Annotated in this window: 25 protein-coding genes; 14 read left to right on the top strand and 11 right to left on the bottom strand. The window is 64.8% G+C overall.

All coding sequences use genetic code 11. The annotated features are described in order from the left end of the window. The first annotated feature begins 243 nt into the window (after nt 1–243). From X744_RS148605 to X744_RS1000000171085, 7 genes are all read left to right on the top strand, one after another. Nucleotides 244–1,128, top strand: coding sequence for an AraC family transcriptional regulator (locus X744_RS148605; RefSeq protein ID WP_023761087.1), 885 nt, complete (start codon nt 244–246; stop codon nt 1,126–1,128). 277 nt (nt 1,129–1,405) lie between these two features. Further along, the gene (locus tag X744_RS148610; RefSeq protein ID WP_023761086.1) at nt 1,406–2,470 is read left to right on the top strand and encodes a sugar ABC transporter substrate-binding protein; all 1,065 of its coding nucleotides are present in this window, start codon (nt 1,406–1,408) and stop codon (nt 2,468–2,470) included. Between the two features lie 90 nt (nt 2,471–2,560). Then, nucleotides 2,561–3,394, top strand: coding sequence for an ATP-binding cassette domain-containing protein (locus X744_RS148615; protein WP_023761085.1), 834 nt, complete (start codon nt 2,561–2,563; stop codon nt 3,392–3,394). Further along, the gene (locus X744_RS148620) at nt 3,391–4,650 is read left to right on the top strand and encodes an ABC transporter permease (RefSeq protein WP_023761084.1); all 1,260 of its coding nucleotides are present in this window, start codon (nt 3,391–3,393) and stop codon (nt 4,648–4,650) included. Before X744_RS148615 ends, X744_RS148620 begins: the two co-directional genes overlap by 4 nt. A 22-nt stretch (nt 4,651–4,672) precedes the next feature. Next, entirely contained in the window at nt 4,673–5,401 is a 729-nt protein-coding gene (locus X744_RS148625) for an SDR family oxidoreductase (protein ID WP_023761083.1), read from the top strand. A 106-nt stretch (nt 5,402–5,507) separates the two neighbouring features. Further along, nucleotides 5,508–7,109 carry an FGGY-family carbohydrate kinase gene (locus X744_RS148630; RefSeq protein ID WP_023761082.1) on the top strand — a complete coding sequence of 534 codons (1,602 nt, stop codon included), beginning with the start codon at nt 5,508–5,510 and terminating at the stop codon, nt 7,107–7,109. Between the two features lie 118 nt (nt 7,110–7,227). Next, nucleotides 7,228–8,259 (top strand): cupin domain-containing protein, encoded by a 1,032-nt coding sequence (locus X744_RS1000000171085; RefSeq protein WP_050589572.1) that lies wholly within the window; start codon nt 7,228–7,230, stop codon nt 8,257–8,259. A gap of 18 nt (nt 8,260–8,277) precedes the next feature. Here the strand turns inward: X744_RS1000000171085 and dinB are convergent, their stop codons facing one another. Continuing rightward, nucleotides 8,278–9,525 carry a DNA polymerase IV gene (gene dinB / locus X744_RS148635; protein WP_023761081.1) on the bottom strand — a complete coding sequence of 416 codons (1,248 nt, stop codon included), beginning with the start codon at nt 9,523–9,525 and terminating at the stop codon, nt 8,278–8,280. Between the two features lie 135 nt (nt 9,526–9,660). Further along, complete coding sequence (locus X744_RS148640; RefSeq protein WP_023761080.1) at nt 9,661–10,077, bottom strand: helix-turn-helix domain-containing protein; 417 nt, start codon at nt 10,075–10,077, stop codon at nt 9,661–9,663. A gap of 143 nt (nt 10,078–10,220) precedes the next feature. On the opposite strand from X744_RS148640, the gene X744_RS148645 reads away from it, so the two are divergent. The 3 genes from X744_RS148645 to X744_RS148655 all read left to right on the top strand — a co-directional run bounded on the left by X744_RS148645 (nt 10,221) and on the right by X744_RS148655 (nt 12,887). Beyond that, a complete protein-coding gene (locus tag X744_RS148645) occupies nt 10,221–10,820 on the top strand; it encodes a dihydrofolate reductase family protein (RefSeq protein WP_023761079.1) in 600 nt (199 codons plus the stop codon). Between the two features lie 102 nt (nt 10,821–10,922). Further along, nucleotides 10,923–11,876 (top strand): alpha/beta hydrolase, encoded by a 954-nt coding sequence (locus tag X744_RS148650; RefSeq protein ID WP_023761078.1) that lies wholly within the window; start codon nt 10,923–10,925, stop codon nt 11,874–11,876. 75 nt (nt 11,877–11,951) lie between these two features. Then, a complete protein-coding gene (locus tag X744_RS148655) occupies nt 11,952–12,887 on the top strand; it encodes a sigma-70 family RNA polymerase sigma factor (RefSeq protein ID WP_023761077.1) in 936 nt (311 codons plus the stop codon). 21 nt (nt 12,888–12,908) lie between these two features. On the opposite strand, the gene X744_RS148660 is transcribed toward X744_RS148655, so the two are convergent. From X744_RS148660 to X744_RS148680, 5 genes are all read right to left on the bottom strand, one after another. Next, a complete protein-coding gene (locus tag X744_RS148660; protein WP_023761076.1) occupies nt 12,909–13,652 on the bottom strand; it encodes a 2OG-Fe(II) oxygenase in 744 nt (247 codons plus the stop codon). Beyond that, nucleotides 13,649–14,203, bottom strand: a complete 555-nt coding sequence (locus X744_RS148665) for a methylated-DNA--[protein]-cysteine S-methyltransferase (RefSeq protein ID WP_023761075.1) — start codon at nt 14,201–14,203, stop codon at nt 13,649–13,651. The genes X744_RS148660 and X744_RS148665 overlap by 4 nt, the downstream gene beginning before the upstream one ends. Before the next feature lie 276 nt (nt 14,204–14,479). Then, nucleotides 14,480–14,614 carry a hypothetical protein gene (locus X744_RS1000000176045; RefSeq protein ID WP_280948959.1) on the bottom strand — a complete coding sequence of 45 codons (135 nt, stop codon included), beginning with the start codon at nt 14,612–14,614 and terminating at the stop codon, nt 14,480–14,482. Between the two features lie 99 nt (nt 14,615–14,713). Further along, a complete protein-coding gene (gene ada, locus X744_RS148675; RefSeq protein WP_023761072.1) occupies nt 14,714–15,841 on the bottom strand; it encodes a bifunctional DNA-binding transcriptional regulator/O6-methylguanine-DNA methyltransferase Ada in 1,128 nt (375 codons plus the stop codon). A 65-nt stretch (nt 15,842–15,906) separates the two neighbouring features. Next, complete coding sequence (locus X744_RS148680; protein WP_023761071.1) at nt 15,907–16,599, bottom strand: helix-turn-helix domain-containing protein; 693 nt, start codon at nt 16,597–16,599, stop codon at nt 15,907–15,909. A 176-nt stretch (nt 16,600–16,775) separates the two neighbouring features. Between X744_RS148680 and X744_RS148685 the strand changes: the two genes are divergently transcribed. After that, a complete protein-coding gene (locus tag X744_RS148685; RefSeq protein WP_023761070.1) occupies nt 16,776–17,102 on the top strand; it encodes a DUF1330 domain-containing protein in 327 nt (108 codons plus the stop codon). 184 nt (nt 17,103–17,286) lie between these two features. Beyond that, nucleotides 17,287–17,787, top strand: coding sequence for a hypothetical protein (locus tag X744_RS148690; protein ID WP_023761069.1), 501 nt, complete (start codon nt 17,287–17,289; stop codon nt 17,785–17,787). A gap of 80 nt (nt 17,788–17,867) precedes the next feature. Here the strand turns inward: X744_RS148690 and X744_RS148695 are convergent, their stop codons facing one another. Both X744_RS148695 and X744_RS148700 read right to left on the bottom strand, forming a co-directional pair. Continuing rightward, entirely contained in the window at nt 17,868–18,938 is a 1,071-nt protein-coding gene (locus tag X744_RS148695) for a phosphatase PAP2 family protein (protein ID WP_023761068.1), read from the bottom strand. 290 nt (nt 18,939–19,228) lie between these two features. Further along, nucleotides 19,229–19,678: an ester cyclase gene (locus X744_RS148700; RefSeq protein WP_023761067.1), complete on the bottom strand. Its 450-nt coding sequence runs from the start codon at nt 19,676–19,678 to the stop codon at nt 19,229–19,231. A gap of 224 nt (nt 19,679–19,902) precedes the next feature. Here X744_RS148700 and X744_RS148705 point away from each other — a divergent pair, with 224 nt between their 5' ends. Beyond that, nucleotides 19,903–22,074, top strand: a complete 2,172-nt coding sequence (locus tag X744_RS148705; protein ID WP_023761066.1) for an EAL domain-containing protein — start codon at nt 19,903–19,905, stop codon at nt 22,072–22,074. Between the two features lie 54 nt (nt 22,075–22,128). Here X744_RS148705 and X744_RS148710 read toward each other — a convergent pair whose 3' ends face one another. Next, nucleotides 22,129–22,323 carry a hypothetical protein gene (locus X744_RS148710; protein WP_023761065.1) on the bottom strand — a complete coding sequence of 65 codons (195 nt, stop codon included), beginning with the start codon at nt 22,321–22,323 and terminating at the stop codon, nt 22,129–22,131. 289 nt (nt 22,324–22,612) lie between these two features. Here X744_RS148710 and X744_RS148715 point away from each other — a divergent pair, with 289 nt between their 5' ends. Continuing rightward, on the top strand, nt 22,613–23,176 hold the full coding sequence (locus tag X744_RS148715) for a cytochrome b (protein ID WP_023761064.1): 564 nt from the start codon (nt 22,613–22,615) through the stop codon (nt 23,174–23,176). A 268-nt stretch (nt 23,177–23,444) separates the two neighbouring features. On the opposite strand, the gene X744_RS148720 is transcribed toward X744_RS148715, so the two are convergent. Next, entirely contained in the window at nt 23,445–24,386 is a 942-nt protein-coding gene (locus tag X744_RS148720) for an ornithine cyclodeaminase family protein (protein WP_023761063.1), read from the bottom strand. Nucleotides 24,387–24,473: the final 87 nt, after the last annotated feature.

Here is a 24,473-nt window from a genome sequence, read left to right as displayed (position 1 = left end):
AAGAAACCGCCCAACCATGGGCTCCGGGTTCCTTGGCGCTTTGCAGCCGGAGCCATCTTTCCCGACAGCCGTTCTCTTTGACCACAAAAACGTCAAAAAAGTATCGGTCAGATGGACAGACCGTGGTGGCGGCGGCAGGGATTGCCGCCTAAGCTTTGATCACTGCAGAGAGCGGCATACGCGGCCTGCGGAGAGGGCGCTGTAACTGGTCGCATGACTGGACCGGTGCCGGGAGGAACGGGCATGAATCCGGACTTGGAAGTCGTCCAGATCAGACGCGGTGAGTCGTTCAAGGCGTGGGCTCACGGCTATCCCTTCCGCACCGTGCGTTGGCACTTCCATCCTGAATACGAGATCCACCTGGTTGTCGCCACCACCGGCCGCTACTTCGTCGGCGACTTTATCGGCGAGTTCGAGCCGGGCAATCTAGTGCTCACCGGCCCCAATCTGCCGCACAACTGGGTTAGCGACGTACCGCCGGGCGAAACTGTGCCGCTGCGCGGACGTGTCGTCCAGTTCTCGGAAGCATTCATCGCCGAATCGACGGCGGCCCTTCCCGAACTTGCCGCCTGCGCCGGTATCCTGGAAATCAGCCGTCGCGGCGCGCTGTTCTCGCCGGCGACGGCCGAGCTTGCCGCGCCGCTGCTTGCCGAACTGGTCGAGGCGCAGGGCGTGCGCCGCCTCTCGCTGTTCATGGGCGTGCTCGATATCCTGAGCCGTGCCAGCGATGTGCGCACCCTGACCAGCGCCGGTTATCTTCCCGATCCGTCAGGTTTCATGTCGGCAGGCATCAACAAGGCGCTGGCCTACATCAATGGTCATTTGACCGAGCCGTTCAGCGAAGGCGACCTTGCCGAAATCGCCGGGCGTAGCCCCAGCGCATTTTCGCGCAGCTTCCGTCGCCACACCGGCATGGCGCTGGTGGAATATGTCAACCGGCTGCGCATCAACCTCGCCTGCCAGCTGTTGATGAGCGAGGGCCAGATGTCGATCACCGAGATCTGCTACGCCGCTGGCTACAACAATATCTCGAACTTCAACCGCCGGTTCCTGGCGCAGAAGGGCATGTCGCCTTCGCGTTTCCGGGTATTGCTGGCGGAAAACATCAATGCGGAGATTGCCGCCTAACAGGGAGGAACCGGGAGGAGCCGAGACTTAGGGAAGGAATGACGCGGGATGCGCTCGAGGCGTCCCGTGCTGGAGATCGCTTGTCCTGAAATCCAGCAACTGTGGCTGATCGTCTTCGATCATGCCCAGGAGGATGCGTTAACGGCTGGCTGGGGATCGAGCAGATCCGCCAGAGGGGCGCGGGTCGCACTCCTCGCAACAGTCGGACTTGAAGTCAAGCTTGGCGCCATGTGGCGATCAGGTTTCGTGAAACCATTTTTGAAACGGAGACATTCGAATGACCAGATTTGCTTGGAAATCGACCGGTGCGGCAGCGCTCGCACTCTCTCTCCTCGGTGGCACGGCTGCCTTTGCCGAGCCGGTCACCGACGCCACCGTGGCCTTCCTGATGCCCGACCAGGCCTCGACCCGCTACGAGCAGCATGATTATCCTGGCTTCGCCGCCGAGATGAAGAAGCTGTGCCCTGGCTGCAAAGTGCTCTACCAGAACGCCGATGCCGACGCCTCGCGCCAGCAGCAGCAGTTCAACTCGGTGATCTCGCAAGGCGCCAAGGCGATCGTGCTCGACCCGGTCGACTCGACCGCCGCAGCCTCGCTGGTCAAGCTGGCGCAGAGCCAGGGCATCAAGGTCATCGCCTATGACCGGCCGATCCCGACAGCACCGGCCGACTTCTATGTCTCGTTCAACAATGAAGGCATCGGCAAGGCCATCGCCGACTCGCTGGTCGAGCACCTGAAGGCGCTCAAGGTCGATCCGGCGACCGGCGGCGTACTGCAGATCAACGGCTCGCCGACCGACGCGGCGGCCGGCCTGATCAAGAAGGGCATCCACGAAGGTCTCGACAACAGCGGCTACCAAATCCTGGCCGAATACGACACGCCGGAATGGGCTCCGCCGAAGGCGCAGCAATGGGCCGGCGGCCAGATCACCCGCTTCGGCCCGAAGATCCTCGGCGTGGTCGCGGCCAATGACGGCACCGGTGGCGGCGCCATCGCGGCCTTCAAGGCCGCCGGCGTCGATCCGGTGCCGCCGGTTACCGGCAATGACGCGACGATCGCGGCACTGCAGCTGATCATCGCCGGCGACCAGTACAACACCATCTCCAAGCCGAGCGAGATCGTGGCGGCGGCTGCCGCCAACGTCGCCATCAAGCTGCTTTCGGGCGAGAAGCCGAAGGCCGAGATGACGCTGTACGACACGCCCTCGCAGCTGTTCACGCCGGCGGTGGTGACGCAGGAAAACCTGAAAGCCGAGATCATCGACAAGAAGATCAACACCGCGGCCGAACTCTGCGTCGATCGTTACGCGGAAGGCTGCAAGAAGCTGGGCATCGGGGACTGACCGCGACCCTTGCCCGCTCCGCTGTCTGGCCACCCTGGCGGTGGCCAGACAGCGCTCGATCCTTGAACCGGTCTTTGAAAGGTCTCTGGCATGATTGACACCCCGAACGGACCGGTTCCGACAGGCGAGCTGGTGCTCAGCCTGCGCGGCATTTCGAAGCATTTCGGCGCCGTCTCGGCGCTCACCGACATCGATCTCGATGTCCATGCCGGCGAGGTGGTGGCCCTGGTCGGCGACAATGGCGCCGGTAAGTCGACGTTGGTCAAGATTCTTGCCGGCGTGCATCAGCCGAGCTCGGGCACGATCAGCTATCGCGGCAAGCAGGTGACGCTGGCCGACCCGAGTGCGGCGCTGACGCTCGGCATCGCCACCGTGTTCCAGGATCTGGCGCTATGCGAGAACCTCGACATCGTCGCCAACATCTTCCTCGGCCGCGAACTCAGCCCGCTGCGGCTGGACGAGGTGGCGATGGAAGTCCGCGCCTGGACGCTGCTCAACGAGCTGTCGGCGCGCATCCCCAGTGTCCGCGAAGTCGTTGCCTCACTGTCGGGCGGCCAGCGCCAGACGGTGGCGATCGCCCGCTCGCTGCTGCTCGAACCCAAGCTTATCCTGCTTGACGAGCCGACGGCGGCGCTCGGTGTGGCGCAGACGGCGGAAGTGCTCAATCTGATCGAGCGGGTGCGCGACCGCGGCCTCGGCGTCGTCATCATCAGCCACAATATGGAAGACGTGCGCGCTGTCGCCGACCGCATCGTCGTGCTGCGGCTCGGTCGCAACAACGGCATCTTCTCCCCCGATGCCTCGAACCAGGAACTGGTCAGCGCCATCACCGGCGCGTCGAACAATTCGGTGTCGCGACGCGCCGAGCGCAGACAGTCCCAGCAAACTCCCCGGCAGGACCAGACCCAGGAGCCACGCCCATGAACCGCGACGTGCAACAAGCTGCCCCAGTCGCACCGCAGCTCGACCGCGCCGACGTGCGCGTCAAGCACGAGGCCGGCTTAAGCGGCGCCATCCGCAGGTTCTTCGACCGGGTCCGCTCCGGCGATCTCGGCTCGTTGCCGGTCATCGTCGGGCTGGTCATCATCTGGACGGTGTTCGCCAGCATCAACCCTATCTTCCTGTCGAGCAGCAATTTGGTCAACCTGCTGTTCGATTGCTCGACAGTCGGCGTCATCTCGCTCGGCATCGTCTGCGTTTTGATGGTTGGCGAGATCGACCTGTCGGTCGGTTCGATCAGCGGCTTTGCCTCGGCGATGGTCGGCACGCTGTGGGTCAACCAGGGCTGGCCGGTGGCGCTCGCCATTCTCGCCGCTATCGCCGTCGGCGGCTTCATCGGCGCGCTCTATGCGCTGCTGTTCAACCGGCTCGGCATGCCGAGCTTCGTCTCGACATTGGCCGGCCTGCTGGCGGTGCTTGGACTGCAGCTCTACATCCTCGGCTCGACCGGTTCGATCAACCTGCCTTACGGCTCGAACCTGGTGAATTTCGGCCAGCTGCTGGTGATGCCTAAATTCTTGTCGTTCGGGCTGGCGGCCGTTCCCGGCATCGTCATGCTGATCACCGGCCTGCGCACGGTTGCGCGCCGCCGCGCCGCCAACCTGTCGGCACGTTCGACGAGCGGTCTCATCACGCGTGCGGTCGTCATCACGGTCATTCTCGAACTCATCGTCTTCTATCTCAACCAGGCGCGCGGCATTCCGTGGATGTTCGGTCTGTTCGTCGGCCTTGTCATATCAATGCATTACGCGCTGACGCGGACCAAATGGGGCCGTTCGATGTCGGCGGTCGGCGGCAACCGCGAGGCGGCACGGCGCGCCGGCATCAATGTGCGGCTGATCTATTCGAGCGCCTTCGTGCTGTGCTCGATGCTTGCGGCTTTCGGCGGCGTGCTGTCGGCGGCCCGCCTTGCCTCGGCCAGCCAGCAGGCAGGCACCGGCGACGTCAACCTCAACGCCATCGCGGCCGCCGTCATCGGCGGCACCAGCCTGTTCGGCGGCCGCGGCAGCGCCTATTCGGCACTGCTCGGCATCATCGTCATCCAGTCGATCGCCAGCGGCCTGACGCTGCTCGATCTGTCCTCGTCGCTTCGGTACATGATCACCGGCGCCGTGCTTGCCATCGCAGTCATCGTCGACTCGCTGGCACGCCGCTCGCGTGTCTCGCATGGCCGGGCCTGAACCCATCAACAGGAAGCAAGACATGAGCGAAGAACTGTCCGGAAAAGTTGCCGCCGTCACCGGCGCGGCATCAGGCATCGGTCTCGAATGCGCCAGGCATATGCTGGCGGCCGGCGCCACCGTCGTGCTGGTAGACCGCGCCGAGGCGACGCTGAACAAACTGTGCGCCGAGCTTGGCCCCAAGGCGATCCCGCTGGTGATCGACCTGGTGCAGCCGGCGAGTGTCGCCACCATGATGCCGCGGATCCTGGAGAAGGCCGGCCAGCTCGACATCTTCCATGCCAATGCCGGCGCCTATGTCGGCGGCGAGGTGGCGACCGGAGATCCCGACGTCTGGGATCGCATGCTCAACCTCAACATCAATGCCTGCTTCCGTTCGATACAGGCGGTGCTGCCGCACATGATCGAACGCAAGACCGGCGACATCATCGTCACCAGTTCGATCGCCGGGCTGGTCCCTGTGGTCTGGGAGCCGATCTACACGGCCTCCAAGCATGCCGTGCAGGCCTTCGTCCACACGGTGCGCCGGCAGGTCGCCAAGCACGGGCTACGCATCGGTGCGGTGGCGCCGGGCCCAGTGGTGACGGCACTGGTAGACGACTGGCCGAAGGCCAAGCTCGAGGAAGAGCTCGCCGCCGGCGGCCTGATGCAGCCGCGCGAAGTGGCCGAGGCCGTCATGTTCATGCTGACCCGGCCAAGAAACGTGACGATCCGGGATCTGGTGATTTTGCCGCAGAGCAATGATCTCTAAGTGAGTAGCGAATAGGGAGTAGCGAATAGGGAAGAATCCAACGACTTACCTATTCGCTATTCGCTATTCGCTATTCGCCGTTCGCTAAACCAAAGGTTTCTCCCCCATGTCCCACTATCTCGGCATCGACGTCGGCACCGGCAGCGCGCGGGCCGGGGTGTTCGACCACACGGGAAACCTGCTTGCCTCGGCCAAGCAGGATATCGAGGTCTGGCGCGAGGCCGGCGATATTGTCGAGCAGTCGAGCGATGACATCTGGCGGGCGGTGTGCATCGTCGTCCGCGCGGCCGTCGCGCAATCGGGTGTAGCGCCCGAGGCGATCGACGGCATCGGCTTCGATGCCACCTGTTCGCTGGTGGTGCTGGGCGAGGGCGGCGTGCCGTTGCCGGTTGGCCCGTCCGGCAATGCCGAACGCAACATCATCGTCTGGATGGATCATCGTGCGGTCGAGCAGACGCGCCGCATCAACCGCAGCGGCGAAGCGGTGCTGAATTATGTCGGCGGCGTCATCTCGCCGGAGATGGAAACGCCGAAACTCCTGTGGCTGGCCGAAAACCTGCCCGCCACCTTCAATGCCGCCTGGCAGTTCCTGGACCTCGCCGACTTCCTTACCTGGCGTGCGACCGGCAGCCTTGCGCGCTCGGTCTGCACGGTGACCTGCAAATGGACGTATCTGGCGCATGAGAGCCGCTGGGACGAGGCCTATTTCCGCAAGATCGGCCTGGGCGCGCTTGCCGATGAGGGGTTCGCCCGCATCGGCACCGAGATCGTACCGGCAGGTGCCGCACTCGGTGGTGGACTGACCGCGCAGGCAGCAGCGGACCTTGGGCTTATCGGCGGTACCGCGGTGGCGGCAGGCCTGATCGACGCGCATGCCGGCGGCGTCGGCACGGTCGGCGCGCGCGGCGCGTTCGGCAGCGTTCTGTCGCGCATGGCCTATGTCTTCGGCACCTCGGCCTGCACCATGTCGTCGACCGCCGAACCGGCCTTCGTCGACGGCGTCTGGGGTCCGTATTTCTCGGCCATGGTGCCGGGCCTGTGGCTGAACGAGGGCGGCCAATCGGCGGCGGGTGCGGCCATCGACCATCTGGTGCGCATGCACCCGGCAAGCGGCGAAGCCACGGCGAGGGCGCAGGCCGACGGCCTCAGCCTCAGCGCCTGGCTATCGCTGCAGGCGCAAAGCCGTAAGGGAGCCGCGGCGACGCCGGCCCTGGTCGGCGGCATCCATGTCGTGCCGGAATTCCTCGGCAACCGCGCGCCCTTCGCCGATCCGGACGCGCGTGCGCTGCTTGCCGGGCTCGATCTCGACACCAGTCTCGACAGCCTGGTCGGGCTCTATGTCGCCGGCGTCTGCGGGTTGGGCTACGGCGCGCGCCAGATCGTGCGGGCCGAGCATGAGAAGGGCATACCGGTGGACACCATCGTCGTCAGCGGCGGCGCTGGCCAAAGCCCGCTGGTGCGCCAGCTGCTGGCCGACACGACTGGCATGGTGGTGGTCGCGTCGACCTCGCCGGAGCCGGTGCTGCTCGGCTCGGCGATGCTGGGCGCTGTCGCCGCGGGAACCTACAAGGATGTCGCGGCGGCCATGGCCGGCATGTCGGAACTCGGCGAGGTCTATCATCCCGACGCTACGCTGGCCGGCTGGCATGCCAAGCGCTTCGCCGCTTTCGAGCTGCTGCAGCAAGCCGGCAAGGCCATCCGAGGCTGAGGCAGCGGCTCCTGTCCGGCTCTGTCAGGAGCGTCGCGAACACCGCTTGGCGACGATGCCGGAAGCTGGCAGCTTTGTTCCGTCGCGACGAGATTAGGCGGCAGAAGCAGGAGGCCTGATGGCAGACGAAGCGAAACCGCCCGTGCCATTCGCATCGGATGCGGTGCCATGGACGGAATGGTCCGCCGTGCCACGCTTCAGCGTGCGCTACCGGCATTTGTCGCTGGCCGCGCTGGGCGAAAATCACCATGTCGGCGTGGCGATCGAAGAGTTGCCGGCGGGCAAGCAGAGCTCGCCGAAGCATTACCACATTCTCGAGGAAGAGCATGTCTTCATCCTCGAAGGAACGCTCACCACTTATGTCGGCGACGCCGCCTATGCCATGAAGGCCGGCGATTATATCTGCTTTCCGGCGGGTGCGGCGGCGGGGCATTGCCTCATCAACACCAGCGACGCGCCGTGCCGCTATGTCATCGTCGGCGAGCGCAACCCGAACGACGTCGTCGTCTACACCGCCTCCAACAAGGTTCTGGTGCGCGCGCTGGGCAACCGCCCGATATTCGATCTCGCGGCAACCCGAAGCTACTGGGATGGCGAGGATACCGGCCTTGCCGCCGGCGATCCGTCGCCGTCGGATGGTACGACCGGTGTCACCAGACCCCCGGCCGCGCCGATCCCGCCGATCGCCAGCGATTCTGTCGAATGGAAGGTCGAAGGCGAAGGCCCGCGGTTCGGCGGCCGGTCCAGGCATCTGACCTATGCCGCCTTGGGGCGGTCCGACTATCATGTCGGCATGCTGATCGAGGCGCCGGCGCCCGGCATGCGCCTGGCGCCCCGGCACTACCACATGCTGGAAGAGGAGCACGCGCTGATCCTGGAAGGGCAGGTGACGCTGCTGCTTGGCGAGGAGCGCCACGAGATGAAAGCCGGCGACTATGTCTGCTTTCCCGCCGGCCTGGCGGTCGGGCATTCCTTCCTCAACAGCGGCACGGGACCGTGCCGTTATTTGATGATCGGCGAAAGAAATCCCAATGAAGTCTGCGTCTATCCCGATTCCAACAAGATGGCTGTCGACGCTTTGCGCCGGCGCGACGGCATTTTCGACATGGCCGCGGTGAGGCGTTACTGGGACGGCGAAGAGACGCAATAGCGCCTCGCTGTCTTCCGCTCACAATTGCTTCTCCGCCAGTTCCCTGAATTCGTCGGGAACCGAGCGCGCCGCTTCCAGCGCCACCGTGCCGTAGCCGACCGCCTGTTTGCCGAAGCGTTCGCGGATCTTGTCGATGGCGCGGTCGGCGTCGAAGCGTGCCAGACCTTTCCTCGAGCCCGGGCGGCGCTTGTCGTCGACGAGGCCGAGCGGCAGTTCGAGCTGCAGCTCGAAGCTTTCCTCGAGATGCGAGACCGAGATCGCCAGCAGGGAGATCAGCTTCTCGTGCGGGTGGTCGGCGAGCACGCCGCGCACCAGATCGCCGGCGATCTCGGCCAGCATGGTTGTCGCTGAGATCGGCTGGTCAAGCGTGATCGAGCGCGTGACGGCGCTCAGATCGGCAAAGCGCACGCGCACGGTCACCGTACGGCCGGGCCTAGCCTTGGCGCGCAACCGGCTGGCGACACGGTCGGCCAGATGCAGCAGCGTGGGCACGATGACCCGCTCCATGGCAGGTTTTTGGCCAAGCGCCGATTGCGCGCCGGCCGAATGCGCACGGCGCTTCGTCTCCAGTTTGCGCGGGTCGCGGTTCCACGACAGGGCGGCGAGCTTTTCGCCGGCGGCGGGACCGAGCAGCCGCGTCAGCGCGCCGCTGTGGGTCCTGGCCAGCTCTCCGATTGTCTCGACGCCGATTTCGGCCAGCCGCGCCCTAGTCGCCGGGCCGACGCCCCACATCAGCCCGACCGGCAGATCGTGCAGGAAGGCGATCTCGGTGCCGGGCTCGACCACCACCAGCCCGTCGGGCTTGGCGACCTGCGAGGCGATCTTGGCCAGGTGCTTGGTGCGGGCGACGCCGATCGAGATCGGCAGGCCGAGTTCGGTCCGCACGCGACGGCGGATGGTCGTGGCGATCTCTTCAGGCTGCCCGAACAAATGCGTACAGCCGGCGACATCGGCAAAGGCCTCGTCGATGGAGATGCGCTCGACCAGCGGCGTGAAATCGTCGAGCACTTTGATCGCCGCATCGCCCAGCCGCTGGTAGTGGCTGAAATTGCCGCCGACGAAGATCAACTGCGGGCAGAGCTCGCGCGCCTTGCGCCCCGGCATGCCGCCGCGCACGCCGAAGGCGCGCGCCTCGTAGGAGGCGGCGAGCACCACGCCGCCGCCCACCGCGATCGGCTTGCCGCGTAGCGACGGGTCGAGCAACTGCTCGACCGAGGCGTAGAAGGCGTCGAGATCGGCATGCAGGATGGTGGCTGTGGTTTCCATCCCGAAGGCACATCCGCAGTTGCTGATGGATGTGAACAAATAGAGAACAAAAGGGGGTGGTTGTCAAGCAAGAGGTGGTTTCTTGGAGCCCATCCGCAGCAGTGCTGCTTTTCTCAGGTCCGGAACTGCGACCGCCTAGACGATATGCTCCGCCAGCAGCGCCGCCTTCATGGCCTCCAGAGCGGGCTCGCCGCCCGCCGCCAGCTCGTCGGCGACCCGTGCGAGCTTGTCGTCGGCCTTGCGGTGCTTGCTTCCCCAGGCGCCAAGCGTGGCCAGCACGGGCAGCAGGTCGATGCCGGCCTCGGTCAGCCGATAGACTGTCTTCAGCCCATGCGTCGGGTCCTCGCTGCGGGTGAGGATGCCTTCGTCCTGAAGGGTCTGCAGCCGCTCGGCCAGCGTGCGCGACGAGATGCCCTCGTCGGACTGCAGGAATTCACGAAAATGCCTTTTCCCGGCGAAGACCAAGTCGCGGATGATGAGCAGAGTCCAGCGGTCGCCGAGCAATTCGAGCGACAAGTTGATCGGGCAGCCGGATCTTTTCCGCGTCGACATCTATGGTTCCATTTTTAAAGCAATTTACTATTGATACCGTTTTCGTCCTATGTCAATGGTTCCAAATGTAAACCATATAACGCTGGTCGCGACGGCTCACTGGGCGCACGCTTTAAGCCGGCACAAACCGAAGGAGAGTAACGATGAAAAAGCTGATCCTTCAAATGCAGATGTCGGTCGATGGCTTTGTCGGCGCCAATGAGGATCATGCCTGGCAGCTCTGGGAATGGGGTGACGAGAGCGCCTGGGACGACGAGCTGAAGCAGGACTTCAACGCCGTCTTCGCCGGCATCGACACCATCCTGCTCAGCCGCAAGATGGCGCAGGAGGGCTATCTTGCCCATTGGGGTAATGCGGCGAAGAAATTTCCGCGCGATCCCTTCTATGCGTTCGCGCAGCGCGTCGTCGACGCCCGGAAGGTGGTGCTGAGCGACAAGCTCAAGCAATCGGCCCGGGAGCCGGCTTGGGAGCGCACGAGGGTGGCCAGCGGCGACCTGCCGCGCGAAGTCGATGCGCTGAAGGGGGGCGAGGGCGGCGATATGGCCGTGTTCGGCGGTGCTGGCTTTGCGTCGGCGCTGATCGCGGCCAGGCTGGTCGACGAGTTCCAGCTGTTCATCAATCCGGCGGTGTTGGGGGCAGGACGCCGGATCTTCGACCAGGGCGGTTTCCAAAACCTGCGGCTGCTCGGCTCGAAGGCCTATAGCTGCGGCATGGTGGTCAACCGTTACGGATCGGTGGGGTGAGGGAGAGAGAAGATCCGGGACCTGACGTATCCTTTTTGTCCGCCCGTTCGTCTCTGTCCTTGAAGGTCGCGCAGCCCGCGATCCGTAACCCGGGAGACCAGCATGGCGAGCATACAGAGCGAGGCGAACAGGAACCACTACGCGACGATCGCCGCCAATGCGGGCAAGCTGACCAGCCCGCAAGCGATCATCGACCACAACGACACGCATTGGACAGCACTGACCGGCGAACCGGGCGGCGTCGACTATATCGAGGTCGATGCCGGCGGCGTGCCGGCGATGTGGACGGTGCCGAAGGGCGCCGACGAGGGGCGTGTGCTGCTCTATGCGCATGGCGGCGGCTTCATCGGCGGCTCGATCTATACGCACCGCAAGCTGGTCGGGCATCTGGCCAAGGCCGTCGGCTGCCGGGCGCTGCTCTACGACTATCCGCTCTACGACTATCCGCTGGCGCACCGGGCCAAGTATCCGGCCCAGCTCGATGCGGCGATGAAGGTCTGGAACTGGCTCGCCGATCGGGGCTTCGATGCCGGCCACATCGTGCTTGCCGGCGATTCCTGCGGCGCGATCCTGACCTATGGCGTCCTGCAGCGGCTGCGTGCGCAAGGGCGGCCGCTGCCCGTCGCCGCGCTGATCATCTCCGGCTGGTTCGACATGGCGCTGACCGCCGCCAGCTACGAGACCAACCGCGACAAGGACCCGGCCTTCGCCAAGGCCGCCGTCGACTGGCTGGTGACCAACTTCATCGGTGACCGCGACCGGCTCGATCCGGAGGTCAGCGCTCTCTATGCCGACCTCACCGGTTTTCCGCCTGTGTTCCTGCAGGCCGGTGCGGACGAGACGCTGGTCGACGAAAGCCGCATGTTCGCCGAGCGCGCCAGGCTGGCCGGGGTCGAGACGCGGCTCGATGTCTTTGACGGCATGCTGCACTCCTTCCAGATGATGGCCGGCCGGGCGCCGGAAGCAGATGACGCGATCGGCCGCCTGGCCGCCTGGGTGCGGCCGAGACTGGGCTTGCCCGATGCCAGCAAGGCTGCTGGCGACAGGGCGGCCTGACCATGCGCCAGCTGATCGTGTCGAACTCTCACTTGTGGAAGCGTGGCGCTTGCGCAAAGGTGTGGTGATGCCGCGATGAACCAGCAGATCCGCAAATCCCGTCAGACGTCGCAAGGGATGCAACCGAGTCTCGACCCCGAAGGCCTGTACGACCTGCGCTACGCGGCGTTCCTGGCGACCGTCTCGCATCTGCGCGTCAGGTTGCACCGCTACTGCGCGCGCATGACCGGTTCGGCCCTCGATGGCGAGGACATCATGCAAGAGGCGCTGTTCGAGGCCTATCGCAAGATCGAACGGCTCGACGATGCGCAGGCGCTGCGGCCCTGGCTGTTCCGCATCGCCCACAACCGCTGCATTGACTTCATCAGAAGCCGCCGCGCGCGGCAGCGAGCCGAGGCTGGCTATGCCGGCGACGACATCGTGCTGCCTGTCGAGCCCGCCGGTCCCGGCGCCGGCCGTGCCATCGAGCGGCTGGTCATGCACCTGCCGCCGAAGGAGCGCGCCTGCGTGCTGCTCAAGGATGTCTTCGACCATTCGCTTGAGGAAATCGCCGACCTGGTCGGCTCGACGTCCGGTGGCGTCAAGGCGGCGCTCAATCGTGGCCGTGCCAAGCTCGCCGCCTTGCCGGCGCAACCGGGCGCAGCACCCGCACACGACCCCGAACTGGCGCGGCTGCTCGGCCGCTATGTCGAATTGTTCAACAGGCGAGACTGGGACGGGGTGCGGGCGCTGACCAGTGCCGATGCGCGGCTGCGGGTCTCGGATTGCTACAACGGCCTGCTGTCAGGCTCGCCCTACTTCATCGAATATGAGCGCAGCGAGCTGCCTTGGCGCATGCGGCCGGGCGTGATCGAAGGGAAGATCGTGCTGGTCGTCGACAGGCTGCATGGCGAGGTCTGGCGGCCGGCGTATCTGGTGCGGATCCATGCCGCCGACGGTCTGATCGACCGCATCGCCGACTATTATGCATGTCCGTGGATCCTGGATATGGTCTCCGAGGACGCGGAATGAAGCGCCCCTCCTCCATGACGCTCACTTCGCATCATGAAAAATAATGCCGACCGTGTGGCGCATGCCTGAGCGCAGGCGGCTGACGCCGTGGCGCAGATTGACGCGGTAATTGCCCTTGGTTCCCTGCACCGGCCGGTTGTGGACGGCGAAGACAACGGCGTCGCCCTGGCGCAGCGGCACAACCTCGACCCGGCTCTGCATGCGCGGCCGCTGCTCGGTCAGCGCGAACTCTCCGCCGGTGAAATCCTGGCCCGGTTCGGACAGCAGGATAGCCACCTGCAGCGGGAAGGCGAGGTCGCCGTAGAGGTCCTGGTGCAGGCAGTTGAAGTCGCCAGGCACATATTGCAGCAGAAGCGGCGTCGGCCGCGTCTGGCCTGCGGCATGGCATTGTTCGAGAAACGCGGCATGCGTCGCGGGGTAGCGCATGGCTTGCCCCATGCGCTCGTTCCAGCGGTTGGCGACCTCGGCCAGCCTGGGATAGAGCGCGCTGCGCAGGGCGCCGAGCAAGTCCGGCATGGGATAGCGGAAATAGCGGTACTCGCCCTTGCCGAAGCCGTGCCTGGCCATATGGATATGGCTGCGGAAATGCTGCTCATCCGAATAGAGGCCGGCGATCTGCCGGCACTCCTGCGGCGAGAGCAATTTCTCGATCACCGCACAGCCGAAGCCGTCGAGTTCGGCGGCAAGCGCCGGCCAGTCGTAACCGGCGATGCGTGTCTCGGCGGCTTCGACCACGCATGGGGCGACCTTGGCGTGGGCGTTCATATCGCAGCCTCCTTGTCGAGCAGAGTGCGCTTGCGCTCGACGCCCCAGCGGTAGCCGGACAGCGTGCCGTCGGTGTGGACGACGCGGTGGCAGGGAATGCCGAGCGCGATGGCGTTGCCCGCGCAGGCCGTTGCCACGGCACGGGCGCCGCTCGGTTGGCCGAGCCGCCGGGCCAGCGCTGTGTAGGTGATGGTAGCGCCGCACGGGATAGCGCGCAACGCGGCCCAGACCCGTTGCTGGAATGGCGTGCCGTGGCGCATGTCGAACGGCATGTCGAGGCCGGCGGCCGGCGTTTCGACGAAGCGCGCGATTGCCGCGAGATCGTCGCGCAAGGCGGCCTTGTCTTCGACCAGCATCTTGCCGGGGAAGCGATGGCCAAGGTCCTGCCCCAGTGCGTCGGAATCCGAGCCGAACAGGATGGCGCAGATACCGATATCGCTGCGCGCCGCCAGGATGTTGCCGATCGCGGATTGCCCGATGGCGTAGACGATGGTGTCGAGGGTGGCATGGATGGTTGCCGGTGCGGCGATTTGAGTTTGCATGAGGTTCATTGCCTTTACTCCTTTGCCTGAACCCTACAGAGACGGCTTCTCGCACTCACTCCGGTGCTTGCTTTCAAATTCGAATCTCCAAGGTAGGTGCTCTACGGCGCCCCCCTCTGTCCTGCCGGACATCTCCCCCTCAAGTGGGGAGATTGGCAGCTTCAGCGCCTCGCTCATTCTTGCAACATTGGAGATTGGCGAAGGCCGCGATGACAGCCAATCTCCCCACTTGAGGGGGAGATGTCCGGCAGGACAGAGGGGGGCGCCGTAGAGCGCTGATGGTGCTCATTCGACGCGCGTGACGAATATCTCGCCAAGCACGAACACCTCTCCGGTCCACAGCCGCAGCTCGATCTCGCCGGTCGCGGTGCGGCTCCACTCGGCTCTGCCGTCATCGACAAGCGTGCCGATGACGGCCATCACCCGTGACTTCGCTTCTTGGATGCGGCGGCTGGCGGCAGCTTGGGTCCGGCTGTTCGCATCGGGAGAGCTTGCCATCGCGCGCATTGCCGGTCCTCGTCAGGCCCGCGAAGGCCGGCGTGCATTATCCTTCGCCGCCCCACCGCGCAGCGCCTCACGATCGAGCAGCGCGCGCTTGCGCTCTGCGCCCCAGGCGTAGCCGGACAGGGCGCCATCCTTGCGGATAACACGATGGCAGGGGATGGCGATGGCAAGTTTGTTGGCGGCGCAGGCGACGGCGATGGCGCGGGTGGCCTTTGGCGTGCCGATGCGCTCTGCAATCTCGGCGTAGGAGACAGTCTGGCCGACCGGAATGTCCTGCAAAGCCTGCCAGACGCGCTGCTGGAAGGCGGTGCCGCGCACGTCGAGCGGCAGGTCGAGGCCGAGCGATGGTGCTTCCACGAAACCGACGACGCGGGCTACCAGCGCCTCATAGTCACGGTCGCCGCCGATCAGGCGCGCCCTGGGGAAACGGTCCTGCAGGTCGCGCACCAGCGCGTCGGGATCGTCGCCGAGCAGGATCGAGGCGACGCCCTTCTGGCTCGAGGCGACCAGGATGGTGCCGAGCGAGGATTCGCCGACGGCGAAGCGGATCTTCTCATGGGCGCCGCCGGCGCGATAGCGCGTCGGCGTCATGCCGAGCATGCCGGTCGATTTCTCGTAGAAACGTCCGCTCGAATTGAAGCCGGCATCGTAAATCGCCGTCGTCACGCTGGCGCCGTCTTCCAGGCCACGGCGGACCCTGGCGGCGCGGTGTGCAGCGGCATAGTCTTTCGGCGTCAGCCCGGTGACGGCCTTGAAGATGCGGTGGAAATAGCCGGCGCTGCGGCCGGCGGCGTCCGCCAATTCAGCGAGCGACGGTTCTTCCTCGCTCTGCTCGATCCTGCGGCAGGCGACGGCGACCATCGCAGCGTTGCCGGCCTCGAGCGATGGGCCTTCCGGATTGCAGCGCCGGCACGGGCGAAAACCGGTTGCCCTGGCCTGATCCAGTGTGCCGTGCACTTGCACATTCCTGGGGTTGGCGCGCCGCGAGGGGCAGGAGGGACGGCAATAGACGCCGGTCGTCGCCACCGAATACCAGAACTCGCCATCGGCCGATTTGTCGCGGGCGACAATGCGCGCCCAGCGCGGATCGTCGGCGACCGGCAGCGGCGCGGATTTCAGATTTTTGGCAAGGGTGATGAACATGGCCGCATTGAAGCCGCCAAAAGCCGGCCCCGCCACCCGTTTCCTGCAAAGAACACCCCGCTCTCCTAAGCCGCGCGTTTGGGCTCCACCGCGAACGGGCTGAGCCCGAGCCAGGTCTGCATCTTCTTGCCGATGGCCTGGTCGCCAGTCAGCGCGACCTTCGCACCGGCCTTCTCGACGGTCAGCAATCCCATCCAGATCGCCGTCATGGTGTGCAGGTCGGTCGAGACGTAGAGGTCGACGTCGAAGCCCGGATCGTACCAGCACAGATCGACCTCGCCATGCCTCTCGACGATCAGCCACCACGACCGTTTGGACGCCGGTAGATCCTGATACAGAAATTGTATCACCGTGCGCCCCTCGGGCAGCGGCGAGGGGTTCAAATTGCGCCGCATGTCCCACATCAGCAACGACGGATCGAGGTTCTTGAGCGACAGCCGGGACTCGACCCATTTCTGCCCCCAGAAGCCCATTGCCTCGACGACCGGGCGCAAGTCCCGGCCGGCCTCCGTCAACCGATAGTCGAAGATCCCCTTCTCGCCCTTGATCTCCTTGCGCTCGACGATCCCGGCGATCTCAAGCTCCTTCAGCCGTTGCGACAGAAGGCTTGGCGACATTTTGGGGACGCCACGGCGCAGGTCATTGAAGCGGGTCGAACCCGCCACCAGTTCACGCATCAGCACCATCGTCCAGCGGGTGCACAGCACCTCGGCGGCCATCGATAGCGGGCAGAACTGTTTGTATCCGTGCTGGGTCATGATTGTGCCTCTCCCTCCAACTTGGGTCGAACATTAGGCCTTCATGATTGAGGCGGCCAGTACGGAAACTGTACTACCCCAGTACAGATCGCGGACTGGTTGGCGAGGGTCCTGCCATGCGAGCCCTTCGGCCGGTTGCACGGGATGCTCCTGTGCGCCGCAATCAGGAGACTATCATGACCGCTTACGTTATCGCAGACATCAAGATAAACGACCCGCAGTGGGTGCCGGCCTATGCCGCATCGGTGCACGACCTCGTCCACAAGCATGGCGGCAGATATCTGTCGCGCAGCGGCAATGTGAAGACGCTCGAAGGCAAGCCGCTCGACACCACGCTGATCGCCCTGATGGCGTTCCCGTCGGAAGCGGCGGCCCGCGCCTTCACCAACGATCCGGCCTATGCGCCCTTCGTTTCGGCCCGTCAGAGCGGCAGCGAAAGCCGTTTCCAGATGATCGACAACACCGATCTGGCCGGAACGATCCCGTATCTGCCAAAGGGATGACCATTCCTGGCATCGTTTTCGGGATCTCCAAGCAACAACAGTCACAGCGCTTGCCTGCCGGGGCTCCGTATTTTCGGCGGCCGGCCAGCTGTGCTTTTTCAAGAAGAATGGAATGAAGATGATATCGAACTTTCGCAACAGGCCGAATTTTTGCGACAGGCCAAATTTTTGCGACAGGCTTGTCATGGCCGGGGCCATGCTGGCTGTCTGCACCAGCTTCGCACAGGCGCATCAGGAAGCGGCCGCGCTTGCGTCCGTCCCCAATCCGCTGGCCGACAAGGTGCGGGCCGCCAACAGCCGGTTTCTCGATGTCAAGGCCGCTACATCGGAGGGCTATGCGCCCATTCCCTGCGCCAGCGGCATCACCGGCGGCGCCATGGGCATCCACTATGTCAACGGCCAGTATCTGAAGGACGACAAGATCGACATCGCCCGTCCCGAAGCCGTGATGTACGAGCCGATGGCCGACGGCACGCTGCAACTGGTGGCTGTCGAATACATCACCTCGAAGGGGCCGGCATCGTTGGACGGCCAGTTGTTCAACTTCAACAGCGCGCCCAACCGTTACGGCCTGGGTGAATTCCATGAACTGCATGTCTGGGCCTGGAAGGGCAACCCGACCGGCACTTTCGCCGACATGAACCCGAAAGTGTCATGCGAGCACGCGATGGCGCCTAGCCAGTAAGCGTCGGCCAGCAAGCAACGAAGCCAGGCGGCGCCAATGCTGCCTGGATTCGCTCCTGGTGGCGTCGGATAGATAGATCGCTATGACGCTTGATCCGGAAGCGCCAGTCCCACCTCGATGGCATCCCGGCTCGCTTGCGGCAGGACGAAGCGTCCCGTCGCGTACCAGAGCAGGGACACCACAAGGATCGAGACATAGCCATCCACGGCATAGTGCCAGCCGGTGTAAACCGAGCCGAACAGGATGAACGCGGCAAAAGCCCAGCCTGCGATGGCCCACCGACGACCGAAGCCTGCCAGGAAAAACGCGTTCAGGGTGGCGATGGCGACGTGCATGCTTGGCATGGCGGAGATGCCGCCGCCAAGTTCCGGGCGGCCACTTTGGTAGGCGGCAAGCAGATAGTTGGCATAGACATGGACCGATGCGCCGTAGCCATTCTGCGCCAGGGCGGTTTGCAGCCCGGCAAACCGGTCACCGCCGTAGAACTGGTCGTGGAATATCGGGCCGGTTGACGACAGCAGGGTCGCCAGAACGGTGCCGCACAGGATCGTTGTCAGCGCGAACGCCCATAGATAGCGCAACCGCCTGGCCGGTTCGTTCCAGAAGGCGACGAAGAGCACGGCACCGAACCATTGCACGAGCCAGCCATACCCATAGCCAGCGAAAATAACGACCGAGACCGGTTCGGAAACGACGCTGTGCGCCCATGCCCAGGGATCGGTGCCATGCAACTGAAAGTCCAGCTCCGCCAAGATGCGGTCGGCGTAGAACGGCACGATGTCGGGAATGGCGACCTTCAAGGTGGTGAAGGCGGTGATGCCGAGAAAGAACAAAAGGATCACGGATGCGGCTGTCGGCCAGCGCTGTCCGAGCGTGTCGAGGATGAACCTTGTCGGAGCATGTCGGGCAAATGCCAGCGCCGCCACGCCAAGGCCGGCAGCCAGGAGTGCTGGCAGGAAAAAGGCGAACGGCTCGGCATAGGATAGCGCCAGATGCAGGTAGCGATCCGGCTGCAGACAAAAAGCGGTCACGGCATAGATGAGACACAGCGCGGTCAGCAGCCAGCCTCTCCTCCTGGTTGTCGCGATGTCCAGGTCAACGATGGCAGCCAAGCGGCGATTATCGCCGTGCTGCCCGGTGTGCGCATTCATCGAAGGACATCCCGCCAGCTGCCCGAAAGACTGTTATGGAGTATTTCGCAGATCAAGTATTACCATCTGGTTACACGCGCATTCAAGTAGACAGTTCTACATTAGATGATTATAATTCACAATTTGTTGGCAACGATTCATTGACAAAGATGTTGCGCCGGCAACGCTACGCATCGTCGCTGCCGCGCTGCTTTCAACGGTTGCAGGCTGCTTCTCGTCAAGCTTCGATCACGATCGAGAGAGGACCATCGCCTGGGCGGCGATGGCCGCTTTCCAATCGGGCGGTTCGATCAGGCGGCCTTGATAAGGCCGAGCTGGGTAAGGGCGGCGACGCCGTCATCGAGGCCGATCTCCTCGACGATCCTGCCGTCGACCACCTTCAGCACGGTGATGCCGGTGAAGCGCATGGTGCGGCCGGTGGCGGCGGGCAGCGAACCGACGAGGAAATCGCTGAAGGCCGGGCCGGTGTGCGTGCCGCCGCCTTCCCACTGGCCGACGACATAGTCCCCCTCGGCAATCAGGTCGGCCGTGGCCCAAAAGTTGAGGTCCGGGAAGGCGGCGCGGAAGTCGGTCATGAAGGCCTTGATGTCGTCGCGGCCGCGGCGCGGCTCGTGCAGCGAATATTTCAACAGCATGTCGGGCGCGGCGATGTCGTCGACGACGGACAGGTCACAGGTTTCACCCCAGAAATCGGTGAACCATCTGACGACGACGGCCTTGTTGTCTTCTTGGCTGGTCATTGGGAGGTCCTCTTTGTCTCTGCAACGCGATCGTCGGATTGGCCGACGACCTGGGGCGATCACTAGGACGATCCGCCCGACGCGAAACTCCGGTTCTTGCCGGCCAATCGAAAGGGCAAGAGATGGCAGGTGAGGAGGCGCAACCGCCTGCCTCAGCCAAGGTAACGCTTTCTTCTCTGGTTTTGCCGCAGATTGGTCCGTGGCGGGGATGAGCGAAACAGATGATGGTTGGTCAGGACAAGAAGAGTCGCAACGGAACGTTCTGGGCCAGGGCCCTGGAGCGCGCCCAACTTGGCGTCTGGGACTGGGATCTTCGCACCGGCGACTGCTTCTATTCCGCGACCTGGGCGCGGATGCTTGGCTATGACGAGAGCGAGCTTGCCAGCAGCAGCGACCTGTGGCTGCAACTGACCCACCCCGACGATCGCGAGCGGGCGCTGGCCAGCGGCGACCGCCACATTGCGGGACAGACCAACGCCATCGAGACCGAGCTGCGGCTGAAGCACAAGCAGGGCCACTGGGTGTGGGTGCTCGATCGCGGCNAGACCAACGCCATCGAGACCGAGCTGCGGCTGAAGCACAAGCAGGGCCACTGGGTGTGGGTGCTCGATCGCGGCGGCATCGTCGAGCGCGACGCGTCCGGAAAACCACTCAGGCTGATGGGCGTGCAGACCGACATCACCAAGCAGAAGGCGGCCGAAGCCGAGCTCGAACAGGTCAATGTGCGCTTCCGCCTGGCGCTCGCCGCCAGCGGCACCGGCATCTGGCATTACGACATCGCCACCAACAGGAGCTATTGGGACGCCCGCACCAGGGACATATTCGGCCTCGTTGCCGACACCGACGAGGTAACGGCCGACCTCTGGCACAGCTATCTGCATCCCGACGACAAGGAGGCCACCGAGCAGGCTCACCTGCCGTCGCGCGGCTCGGACGGCGTCACCGCCTCGCAATACCGCATCATCCGGCGGGACGGCGAAGTCCGGCATGTTGAATCGCTGGTGCGCTTCATCACCGGTGCGGGTGCTGCCGGCCAAATCCTCGGCACGGTGCGCGATATCACAGAGGACAAGCTGCGCGAGCAGGAACTCGCCTATGCCGCCCGCCACGACGCGCTGACCGGCCTGTGGAACCGCTCCGCCTTCGACCGGCAGCTCGCCGACCATATCGCGGCGGGTGCGCCGCTGGCGGTGTTCTATGTCGATCTCGACTACTTCAAGGCGCTCAACGACTTTGCCGGCCACGCCGCCGGCGACCTGGCCCTGAAGAGCGTTGCCGCCGGCATTCGGGGCTGCCTGCCGCCGGCAGCACACGCGGCGCGGCTGGGCGGCGACGAATTCGCGCTGCTGGTGCCGCATTGCGATGCCGCACAGGCCGAGCGGATCGCCACTGGCGTGCTCGGCGCCGTGCGCGAGGCCGATCTCGGCCTGGCCGCCTCGACGCGCAAGCTGGCGGCCTCGATCGGAATCGCCTTTATCGATAATGCCAACACCACGATCGCCGACGCGCTCGCATGCGCCGACGACGCCTGCTACGCGGCCAAAGCCGCCGGACGCAACCGTTTCGCGGTGTTTTCGGCGACAGTGGAAGCGGGCTCGGGCGGGCTGAATGCCGCGCGCATCGCCGCCGACACCGTCGATGCCATGGAAGACGGACGACTGAAACTGTTCGGCCAGGAAATCCATCGGCTGGGCCGGCCCTGGCAGGAAAGCCGCCATGTCGAAGTGTTGGCAAGGCTCGTCGCACGCAACGGCCGGCTGGTGCCGCCCTGCGAGTTCATTCCGGTGGCCGAACGCTTCGGCATCGCCTCGCGGCTCGACCGCTGGATCATCCGCACCGCGCTGTCGCGGCATGGTGCCGCCTTGCGCTCGGGCGCGCTGACGCTCGGCTTCAACCTGTCGGCGCAGACGTTGAGCGATCCGCAGCTGTGGGCGTTCGTCGACAACGTCATCGAAGAGACCGGGGCGCCGCATTCGGGCATCGGCTTCGAGATCACGGAAACCGCCGCCGTCACCAATTTCGACGCCGCCGAACAATTCGTGCGCAAGGCGCGCGAGCGGCACTGCCGGGTCAGCCTGGACGATTTCGGCGCCGGCATGAGTTCGTTCGAATATCTCAGGCGCTTCCCCGTCGACACGATCAAGATCGACGGCTCCTTCATCGAGCACATCACGCAAAGCCGCTTCGACCGCGAAATCGTGCTGGCCATCACCAGCATCGCCCGCAGCATCGGCTGCGACGTGGTCGCCGAGAAGATCGAAAAGCAGGATACGCTGACCATGCTCAGCGATATGGGCGTTGCGTTCGGCCAAGGGTTCCTGCTGCACCGGCCGGAGCCGCTGGAGGCGATTGTTTCGCGCGCGACCGAGCCATCGATGGCCCGAAAGGCATCCTGATCCTGGCGTGTCGCATTTCAGGTGAGCCCGGCCTCACCTGAAACGCGACACATCTCAGCCGGTGTGCCGCGCCGTCGATCGCGGAAACTCCAGCACGCCAGCCTCGGGTCGCCTGTGCTGTGCTTCCGCCACCGCTTCGATCAACAGATCCAGGGCGTCACAGGCAGCGCGGCTCGTCTCGTCATTGCCTTGCAGATAGTGATAGGCACGTTCGAGGTGGATGCGGGCGGCTGAAAAATCGCTGGTCAATGGTTCCCTCCATGATCCCGCCCTAATGTCCATCTTGCCGGGCCTGGCGGAACGGAGGGTAAATATCCACAGGCGGCTTTTATTCAAATGCCGGCGAAAGTTGCAGAGGAGAGTGTGCTACCGGAGACGCTGCCAATCTCCTCCCTTGTAGGCGAGATACCCGGCAGGGCAGACGGGCGGCACGGAAAACATCGGCAAATCCATCAAACGCACTTGAGGAACAAGCGAAACGAAGGCACGTTCAGGGACGGGTGCGGGAGGACGTGTCCATGTGTTTCGGAGCTCTCGCATGTCGCTGTTCGGTACGACAGTCCGCTACGGAGGCCTCGCCCAGGCATTGCACTGGCTGACGGCTCTGCTCGTGCTCATCGCCTTCCTGGTCTCGGCAGGTGGTCCGCCGGAGCGGGTCTATTCAGCGGCGAGGGCCTCGACGCTCCTGCTGCACGAGTCGCTTGGCTTCGCCGTTTTCTGGCTGCTGGTCATTCGCCTGATCTGGCGACCGTTCGATCGCATTCCCGAGCCCCCGCCGATGCCCGCCTGGATGGAGGTCGCTTCGAAGGCAACGCATTGGGCGCTGTACGCGCTGCTGTTGGCGGTTCCGGCGACCGCGATGCTCGGCGCCTGGTTCGGCGGTCACCCGGTGACGGTCTACGGCTTGGGAGCGATCGGCCCGTTTCCCGGAAGTTGGGGCGCTTCGCTGGCGGAAATCCATGGTACGCTTGGCGACATCATCCTTTGGCTCGCCGGCCTGCACGCCGCTGCGGCGATCTTCCATCATTTCTTCCTTCGCGACCGCGTGCTGAGCCAGATGGTGCCCGGCCTGTCCGATCCGGCGCGGCAAGTGCGGCCTTGATGCTTACCCCAGAATGATGCGGATCGCCTTGTCGACCACGGGATGCTGCCCTGGTGGCCGTGGAAGGCGCGGTCGGCGTAGGCGCTCTGGAACATGCCGGCGCCCGTCTCGCGCATGCGGGTGCCGGGGAAACTTGCCGGCACGCGGTGCTCGAACATCATCTCGGCGAAGAAGGGCGGCGAAGAGCTTCTTTCTCCCCGTTCTACGGGGAGAAATGTCTGGCAGGGCAATGAGGGGCGGCGCTGGCTTCAACAATCAAGCGGCTCCACTACAGCGCAACAACCCGCCCCATTCCCCGCCGAACCGCCTCGCGATAGGCGAGGTCGGCCGCAACCATGTCCTCCATGGCGACGCCCATGGCCTTGTAGACGGTGACCTGGTCGGCGCTGACCCGCCCCGGCCGCAGCCCGAGCAGCATTTCACCGAGCTCGGTTCCGGTTTGCGGATCGAGGCCAGCGAGTTCGCAAGAGCCGACCGGCGTCGGGGCAAAGGCCTCCCTGGTCTCGACGAACAGGCTGGCCCTGCCGATAAGCTCGACCGGCAGTTCGCCCCCGGGCGGGGCAACGCCTACCGACGAGATATGCGTGCCGGGCCGTACCCAGTCGGCTGAGATCACCGGTTCGTAGGAATGCGTTGCCAGGCAGACGACATCGGACGAGCGCACCGCAGCCTCGACATCGTTGATGGCGACGACGCCGGGATGCTGGGCGGCGAGCGCCTGCGCATCCGAAAACTCCTTCGAGACGACGCGGATCTCGGTGAAGTCGCGCGCCAGTGGCAGAAGATGCAAGTGCTGGCCGGCCTGTACTCCGGCGCCGACCACCGTTGCGACCCTGGCGTCGCGGCGGGCGAGTTCGCGCACCGAGAGCACGGCCGATCCGGAGGTGCGCACGGCGGTGATATAAGTGCCGTCCATGACACAGACCGGCATGCCGGTATCCGGATCGAACAGATGGATGGTGGCGAGGTGGCTGGGGATGCCTCTGGCGATGTTGCCCTCGAAGACGTTGACGATCTTCACCGTCAGATGCATGCCCGCCGTCCAGGCTGGCATGGCCAGCGAATAGCCGGCCTGCGGAATATCGAGCTGCGGCCGCGCCGGACTGACGACCTTGCCGCCAGACAGCGCCTTGAAGCCGCCGGCGAGCGCGTCGAGAAGCTGGCGCAGGTCGATGCAGGTTTTCACCTCGGCCTCGCTCAGGATGAGCACGGGCGTGTCGCCTTTAGTCTGGGCGCTGCAGGAGGTTGATACCGCTGATGTCATGGGATCCGCTTTCGTTGTCTGTTGCACGACAAC

It is taken from the genome of Mesorhizobium sp. LNHC252B00 (assembly GCF_000502955.1).
GTDB lineage: Bacteria > Pseudomonadota > Alphaproteobacteria > Rhizobiales > Rhizobiaceae > Mesorhizobium.
The sequence above is the reverse complement of the archived record's forward strand: the minus strand, read 5'-3'. Positions and strand labels throughout refer to the sequence as shown.